This window comes from Bartonella vinsonii subsp. berkhoffii ATCC 51672 (assembly GCF_902825225.1).
Taxonomy (GTDB): domain Bacteria; phylum Pseudomonadota; class Alphaproteobacteria; order Rhizobiales; family Rhizobiaceae; genus Bartonella; species Bartonella berkhoffii.
On the sequence record NZ_CADEAK010000304.1, the window covers coordinates 1 to 394 of the forward strand.

The following is a 394-nucleotide window of genomic DNA, read 5'->3' on the forward strand; positions in this document are numbered from 1 at the left end:
ATGTTCATAACTTCGATGCGTGGAGAAAATTCGCTGAGTTCAGCACGTGCACTGGTTAAAGCTTTAGCCATTTCGTTAAGGATATGGATTCGAACCTCCTTAGCTTGTTCAAGTGCGATTTCCATAAATACTTCGGTAATACCATCAATCTTGATATCCATTTGTAAAGCAGTAATACCATTTTCTGTACCTGCTACTTTAAAATCCATATCTCCAAGATGGTCTTCATCTCCTAAAATATCGGACAGAACAGCAAAGCGTTCACCTTCTTTAATCAAGCACATAGCAATACCCGCAACTGGGCGTGCCAGAGGAACACCAGCATCCATGAGAGCAAGTGAAGTTCCGCAAACAGTTGCCATGAAAGATGATCCATTGGATTCAGTAATTTCTG

Annotated in this window: 1 pseudogene; it reads right to left on the reverse strand. The window is 41.1% G+C overall.

Annotation, left to right across the window (positions count from 1 at the left end):
- Positions 1-394: pseudogene (locus J7R10_RS09370) on the reverse strand (polyribonucleotide nucleotidyltransferase); the annotation flags it as partial.